At 27.8% G+C, this 6,528-nt stretch carries 7 protein-coding genes; 1 reads left to right on the top strand and 6 read right to left on the bottom strand.

Going from position 1 to position 6,528, the window contains the following annotated elements:
- Together ACERKK_RS09955 and ACERKK_RS09950 are read right to left on the bottom strand one after the other, a co-directional pair.
- The coding region (locus tag ACERKK_RS09955) for a biotin attachment protein (RefSeq protein ID WP_373772929.1) at positions 1 to 1,260 on the bottom strand (1,260 nt) is incomplete at its 3' end.
- Between the two features lie 5 nt (positions 1,261 to 1,265).
- Positions 1,266 to 1,490 (bottom strand): OadG family protein, encoded by a 225-nt coding sequence (locus tag ACERKK_RS09950; RefSeq protein WP_373772931.1) that lies wholly within the window; start codon positions 1,488 to 1,490, stop codon positions 1,266 to 1,268.
- A gap of 338 nt (positions 1,491 to 1,828) precedes the next feature.
- Between ACERKK_RS09950 and ACERKK_RS09945 the strand changes: the two genes are divergently transcribed.
- Positions 1,829 to 2,485, top strand: coding sequence for a helix-turn-helix transcriptional regulator (locus ACERKK_RS09945; RefSeq protein WP_373772928.1), 657 nt, complete (start codon positions 1,829 to 1,831; stop codon positions 2,483 to 2,485).
- Between the two features lie 4 nt (positions 2,486 to 2,489).
- Here the strand turns inward: ACERKK_RS09945 and ACERKK_RS09940 are convergent, their stop codons facing one another.
- Genes ACERKK_RS09940 through ACERKK_RS09925 form a run of 4 tightly spaced genes read right to left on the bottom strand, consistent with a single transcriptional unit; the run spans position 2,490 to position 6,498 of the window.
- A complete protein-coding gene (locus tag ACERKK_RS09940) occupies positions 2,490 to 3,479 on the bottom strand; it encodes a peptidoglycan synthetase (RefSeq protein WP_373772927.1) in 990 nt (329 codons plus the stop codon).
- Positions 3,479 to 5,437, bottom strand: coding sequence for a methionine--tRNA ligase (gene metG, locus ACERKK_RS09935; RefSeq protein ID WP_373772930.1), 1,959 nt, complete (start codon positions 5,435 to 5,437; stop codon positions 3,479 to 3,481). The genes ACERKK_RS09940 and metG overlap by 1 nt, the downstream gene beginning before the upstream one ends.
- A 19-nt stretch (positions 5,438 to 5,456) precedes the next feature.
- Positions 5,457 to 5,663, bottom strand: a complete 207-nt coding sequence (locus ACERKK_RS09930) for a hypothetical protein (protein WP_373772926.1) — start codon at positions 5,661 to 5,663, stop codon at positions 5,457 to 5,459.
- Positions 5,656 to 6,498, bottom strand: a complete 843-nt coding sequence (locus ACERKK_RS09925) for a class 1 fructose-bisphosphatase (RefSeq protein WP_373772925.1) — start codon at positions 6,496 to 6,498, stop codon at positions 5,656 to 5,658. The genes ACERKK_RS09930 and ACERKK_RS09925 overlap by 8 nt, the downstream gene beginning before the upstream one ends.
- Positions 6,499 to 6,528: the final 30 nt, after the last annotated feature.

Below are 6,528 nucleotides of genomic sequence, written 5' to 3'. Positions count from 1 at the left end.
TTCATCTCTATCTGCAATATCTAAAGGATTTTCTTTAGTTGGTTCTAATTTTAATTTCTCTGCAGCTAATGCAACAACTTGTGCATCTGGTTCAACTGGTGTTTTACCAAAATAACCAAGAACCATTTTCCCATAACCAGGAGCTATTTGTTTCCATGGTCCAAACATTACATTTGCATAAGCTTGTTGCCAATAAAATTGTGAAACTGGAGTAACAGAAGTACCGTAACCACCTTTTTCAACAACTTCTCTCATAGCTTTAATAACTTCTGGGAATTTATCTAAAGTTCCATTATCTCTCATCATTTGAGTATTAGCAGTTAATGCGCCACCAGGCATTGGTGAAAATGGAATTAAAGGAGAAACTTGTGTAGCTTCTGGTGGAATAAAGTAATCTTTTAAAGAGTGATTTAAAACTTCTTGATATTTTAAAATTTTCTCAATTTCTAAACCACCTAAATCGTAGTTTTTACCTTTTACAGCATGTAACATTGTTAAAATATCAGGTTGAGAAGTACCACCAGAAACAGGTGATGCAGCTAAATCAATACCATCAGCACCAGCATCTAAAGCTGCTAAATAACAAGCAACTGAAACACCAGCAGTTTCATGAGTATGAAGTCTTATATGAGTATCATTTCCAACTAGTTTTCTAGCCATTTGAATTGTTTCATAAATTTTTTGAGGAGATGAAGTTCCTGAAGCATCTTTAAAACAGATTGAATCATATGGAAGTCCACTATCTAAAATATTTCTTAATGTTTTTTCATAAAATGCAACATCATGAGCTCCCGTACATCCAGGAGGTAAATCCATAAGAGTAACAACAACTTCGTGATTTAAACCATATTTCTTAATACATTCAGCTGAGTATTCTAAGTTTTGTACATCGTTTAAAGCATCAAAATTTCTAATTGTTGTTGTTCCATGTTTTGCGAACATTTTAGCATGTAAGTCAACAAGTTCTCTTGAACCTGTATCAAGCATAACAGTGTTAATACCTCGTGCTAAAGTTTGTAAGTTTGCATCTGGACCAACAATTTCTCTGAATTTGTCCATCATTTCAAATGCATTTTCTTGTAAGTAGAAAAATAAAGATTGGAACCTAGCTCCACCACCGAACTCAAAATGAGTAATTCCAGCATCTTTCGCAGCTTCAACAGCAGGAAAGAAGTCATTCATTAAAACTCTACCTCCAAAGACAGATTGAAATCCATCCCTAAATGTAGTATCCATGACATCAATATATTTTTTAGACATTAATATTAACCTTTTAGATTTTTGTGATGTTGAACAGCAGCAACAATAGCAGCCACTTTAGCAGTTTCGTTTGATGCACGTGAAACTTTTGGTTTCATTGCAATCTTTACTTCCTTCGCAGGGAAATATTTCGTAAGCAATGCCGCCTGAATTTTTAGCACGAACATCATAATGATTAAGAATGAGAATACAACTCCCATTCCTAGCATCATAAACTTCAGTGCTTCCATAACTAAGTTTATTTCCATAATCTTCTCCGTGGTTATTACCATGTAATTATAATTGTAATAATATATAAAAGTAGCTTTAGTAACATTTATTTTTAACTTTAATTTATATAAATTTAACAATTTATTTTTATTATAAAAGCTTATCTCCAATTTGGTAAATCAATATGTCAATTTTTTTAAGAAAGTGCATTACATTTTCTTTAAATTCAAAAAATTTATTTATCATAATGTGTCCTTTTATTTTTAATATGTCAAATTATATATAAAATATTAAATTTAATTAATTTTTATGTCAATTTGTAATATACTTATGTAAATACTATGTAATGGGAGTTTAAATGTTAGTAGTAAGTGAAATCATTGATAAATTAAAAGATATTCTTAGTTCAGATGGGAAAAATGGTAAGGTTTTTGATAAAGATGTTGCCCAATCTCTTGAATTATCTCAAGCAAATTTTGCAACAATGAAAAATAGAGGCAAAATTCCTTATTCAAATATACTAAATTTTTGTGCTAGAAAAAAAATATCAATAAATTGGCTTTTATACAATCAAAACCCAGGTTCACTTGTAGATACTACAGATAAATATTGGATTAAATATTTTCCTTCTGTAAGTGTTAGTGCAGGAGGAGGGGCGTATGAGAGTGAAGATAATTTTGAATCTTTAGAAATTCCTCCATATTTTATTCATATGTTAGGTGGGAAAGATAATCTTAAAAATATTGATGCGATTAATGTAGTAGGGGACTCAATGGAACCAACTTTGAATAATGACAATATAATTTTTATTGATAAAACTAAAAATGATTGTAATAGAGATGGAATTTATGCTTTTACAACAGAACATGGACTTTTTGTTAAAAGAATACAAAAAAAAGTTGATGGAAATTTAGATATTATTTCTGATAATAAAGATTATCCTTCTCAAATATTAGGTGTAAAAGATCTTAAGATATTAGGAAAAGTTATAAGTTCATTTGGAATGGTATACTAAAAAATTAGAAAAGAGTTAACTCTTTTTCTAATTTAATAAGATTTTTTGAAAGTTCATTAAATTCAAAGCCAACAATATATGCGGCATTAAAGGAGTGTTTTTTTAATTCTTTTTTAATATCTTTAATATCTTCAATTAAAATTTGTTGGTTATCTAATTCATTTATATATTTAGATGTTAAAAATATAGTTTTTGCATATGAGAACTTCTCTTTAAAAAAAACAATCTCATTTTTTAATAGATTTTTTGTATTTTGAGAAATAATAAATTTATCACTTTTACCAAAATCTGTTAAATTCATATTTTTATCTAAAAAAATAGGTTTTAGATGATTAAAATATTTTAATCTAGAGTATTCTAGTGTTGACTCTAAAAACTCATAAACAGATAAAAAGTTATTTATATAAATAGTAGATATTTTTAATTTAGGAAAATAATTGTCTTTATAGGAAAATGAAACTTCAAATAGTGAGTGTTCAATTAAATTTTCAATTTTATAATTATTTACAATAAACTCTTTATTATTTGGATAAAGCTTATCTAAAAGTTTTTTATCATTACAAATTAAAATATCTGCATCTTCTATATCATTTATATATTTAATAAAATAATCTAAAGAGTTAGGAATAACTTTAATATTTTTATTACTTGAACTTGAAAAAATTTTTAATAAATCATAAGAAACTTTTTCACAATAATATGCTTCAAGATTAAAATGTGCTAATTTATATCTTAATAATTGAACTAAACAACGATCAATATTATCAACTCTAATCCATGCAATTTCTTTATCTATAATAGGATAAATCTTATCTACTATGATTGCAAAAGCTCCATTTTGTACAGCTAAAGAAATATCATCTAAATCTCTAGCTATAAAAAGATCGCCTTCTCTTACTTTTGAAGCAATCATTTTTAAAGAGTATATATAAGATATTGATGGTTGATTTAAAAGTCTACCATCAATAATATCTAATATAGAAGTAATTTGCATTAGCTTATTTTTGTTCCAATAGTTTTAGGAGCTTCTGGTCTAATTAAAGATAAACCATTTTCATCTTTAGCAGCCATTAACATTCCTTCACTTAACATACCCATTAATTTTGCAGGTTTTAAGTTTGCAACTACACAAGCTTGAGTTCCAACTAATTCTTCAGCTGAATAAAACTCTTTTATTCCTGCTAGAATTTGTCTATTTCTTCCTTCACCTAAATCAACTTGTAATTTTAAAAGTTTTTTAGATTTTGGAACTTCAACAGCTTCTACAATAGTTCCAATTTTTAAAGAAGTTTCAAAAAATTTATCAATAGTAATTAAATTATCATCTTCAACTTCTTTTGTTTCTTCTTTTTTATTAGATTTTTCTTCAGCAACTGATTTTTCAACAACAGCTGGTTTTGCTTGTTCTAATAAAACTTCTTCAATTCTTGGGAATAATTGCTCAACTTTAGTAATAGTTGTATCTGCAATTAATTCTTTGTTTTTAATTAAAGAAATATAAGTTGCATTATCAATAGTAATTCCTAAAGAAGCTGCAATTTTTCCAATTTTTTCAGGCATTACAGAATCTAAAAGAAGTGAAACTCTAGCCATGATATTAGTAATTAAAGCAACTAAAGCCATAGCTTCGTCTTCTTTTCCTTCTTTCATTTTAGCCCAAGGTTCATAATCACCAATTGCTTTATTTGCAATTGTTAATACTTTCCAAATATCTTCTAAATATCTATTTAATTGCATTTTATATAAATAATCTTCAATATTTTCTAAAATTTCTTCAACTTCATCAAGCTCTTTTCTATGGAACTTTTCTACATCTTTAGAAGTAACTTTAAAATCAAAGTATTTCCCACTCATTCCAGAAATTCTATTTAATAAGTTTCCTAAATCATTTCCTAAATCAGAATTGATTCTATCCATTAAAGCTTTTTGTGAAAAATCTCCATCTTGACCAAAAGGAACTTCTCTTAACATAAAGTATCTAAATGCATCTAAACCATAAGCATCTGCAACTTTTTTAGGATCAACAACATTTCCTTTAGACTTAGACATTTTTTCACCATCTCTTGTCCACCAACCATGAGCAGCAATATGTTTTGGTAATGGTAAATCTAATGACATTAAAAATGCTGGCCAATAAATAGCATGGAATCTTAAAATATCTTTTCCAACTAAATGAGTTGAAGCAGGCCAGTGATTCATATTTTTTTCATCACTTCCATAACCTAAAGCAGTGATATAGTTCATAAGTGCATCTAACCAAACGTACATTACGTGTTTTGGTTCATTTAATGATTCAGGAAGTTTAACACCCCAGTCAAAAGAAGTTCTAGAAATTGATAAATCTCTTAATCCACCTTTAACAAAGTTTACAATTTCATTTTTCTTAGCACGTGGTAAAATACAATCTTCATTTTCTTCATACCACTTAATTAACTTATCTTCATATGCAGATAATTTGAAAAAGAAACTCTCTTCTTTTACTATATTTGTTGGTTTTCCACAATCAGGACAAAATTGTTCATCAACTAATTGTTTTTCTGTAAAGAATGTCTCACATGATACACAATAGTAACCTTCATAATCACCTTTGTAAATATCACCTTTATTGTACATAGTTTCAAATGCTTTTTGAACACCAATTTTATGTTCATCATCAGTAGTTCTTATAAATTTATCATAAGAAATATCAAAATCATCCCATAATGATTTAAATTTACCTGAAACTTCATCAGCATACTCTTTTGGAGTTTTACCTCTAGCTTCTGCACTTTGAGCAATTTTTTGTCCATGCTCATCAGTTCCTGTTAAAAAGTAAGTATTTGCACCTGTTAATCTAGAGTATCTAGCTAACATATCAGCGATAATAGTTGTGTAGGCATGACCAATATGCGCTACATCATTTACATAATAAATTGGTGTCGTTATATATACATTTTTGCAAGATTCTTCCATTCTTCCCTCTTTTTTCTTATTAAAATTCAAATCCACCACCTGAACCTTTGTTCATAGATGAATATACAGCTACTACATATTTTTTTCTTAATTCACAATCAAAAAATTTATCACATGCTGAACATGTATCTAAGTTATTTGTTTGTTGGCAAGTTTTTAATTCTTGTAAAACTTTTTCTAGTTTTTCTTGCCATTCATCAAGTTCAATATTCTCTTCTTTATCCATTATTCTTATAAACTTCTAAAACTCTATTTATTTCATGATTTGAACCAAAGAAACATGGTGTTGTATCATGAATATGTGTAGTTTCAACTTCTAAAACTCTTTTTTCTCCATCAATTGCTTGTCCACCAGCTTTTTCATAAGTATATGCAAATGGGAAAACTTCAAATAATTGTCTTAATTTTCCTTTTGGTCTATCACTTGTTCCTGGATATGAAAATAATCCACCACCTTTTAATAAAATCTGATGTAAATCAGGAACCATACCACCTGAATATCTTAATCTGTAACCATCATTAAAAATATCATCAACCATTTTTTTATGGTGTGGCGCCCAACAACTTTGAGTAGAACCAGGTGCTTTTAAATTACCTTTTTCTTTTAATACAATATCTTGTATAAACTCAAATTTACCATGTTTTAATCTATACATTTTAACATCATCAATGGCAACAACCATTTCAACTCTTGGACCAAATACTACATAAACAGATGCAATAATATTTTTAGCATTAAATTCATTTTTATATATTCCATAAATTGAACCAACTGATAAATTTACATCAACTAAAGAAGATCCATCTAAAGGATCATAAGCAATTAAATATTCACCATCATCATTTAAATGAACAATATCTTCTTGTTCTTCTGAAACAATAGCTTTAATACTAGGAATTTCTTTAAAAATATTTTCAATAATAATATCACTTGCAATATCAAGTTTTAATTGTGTATCACCTGTTGAGTTTTCTTGTTCACTCTTACCTGTATCACCTGTTTCTATTATTTCTTTTATTTCAATACTTGCTTTTTCAATAGCTTTTATTATATCTTGCATTTTTACACTCTTTTTGCGTTATTTTCTATC

The sequence above is a fragment of the Poseidonibacter sp. genome (assembly GCF_041821165.1).
In the GTDB taxonomy this organism is placed as follows: domain Bacteria; phylum Campylobacterota; class Campylobacteria; order Campylobacterales; family Arcobacteraceae; genus Poseidonibacter.
This window is presented reverse-complemented; position numbering and strand designations above follow the sequence as displayed.

What these genes read in the sequence shown, in the direction of transcription:
- ACERKK_RS09945 (WP_373772928.1), top strand. Translation starts at nt 1,829, where the DNA reads ATGTTAGTAGTAAGTGAAATCATTGATAAATTAAAAGATATTCTTAGT.
- metG (WP_373772930.1), bottom strand. Translation starts at nt 5,437, where the DNA reads ATGGAAGAATCTTGCAAAAATGTATATATAACGACACCAATTTATTAT.
- ACERKK_RS09940 (WP_373772927.1), bottom strand. Translation starts at nt 3,479, where the DNA reads ATGCAAATTACTTCTATATTAGATATTATTGATGGTAGACTTTTAAAT.
- ACERKK_RS09930 (WP_373772926.1), bottom strand. Translation starts at nt 5,663, where the DNA reads ATGGATAAAGAAGAGAATATTGAACTTGATGAATGGCAAGAAAAACTA.
- ACERKK_RS09950 (WP_373772931.1), bottom strand. Translation starts at nt 1,490, where the DNA reads ATGGAAGCACTGAAGTTTATGATGCTAGGAATGGGAGTTGTATTCTCA.
- ACERKK_RS09925 (WP_373772925.1), bottom strand. Translation starts at nt 6,498, where the DNA reads ATGCAAGATATAATAAAAGCTATTGAAAAAGCAAGTATTGAAATAAAA.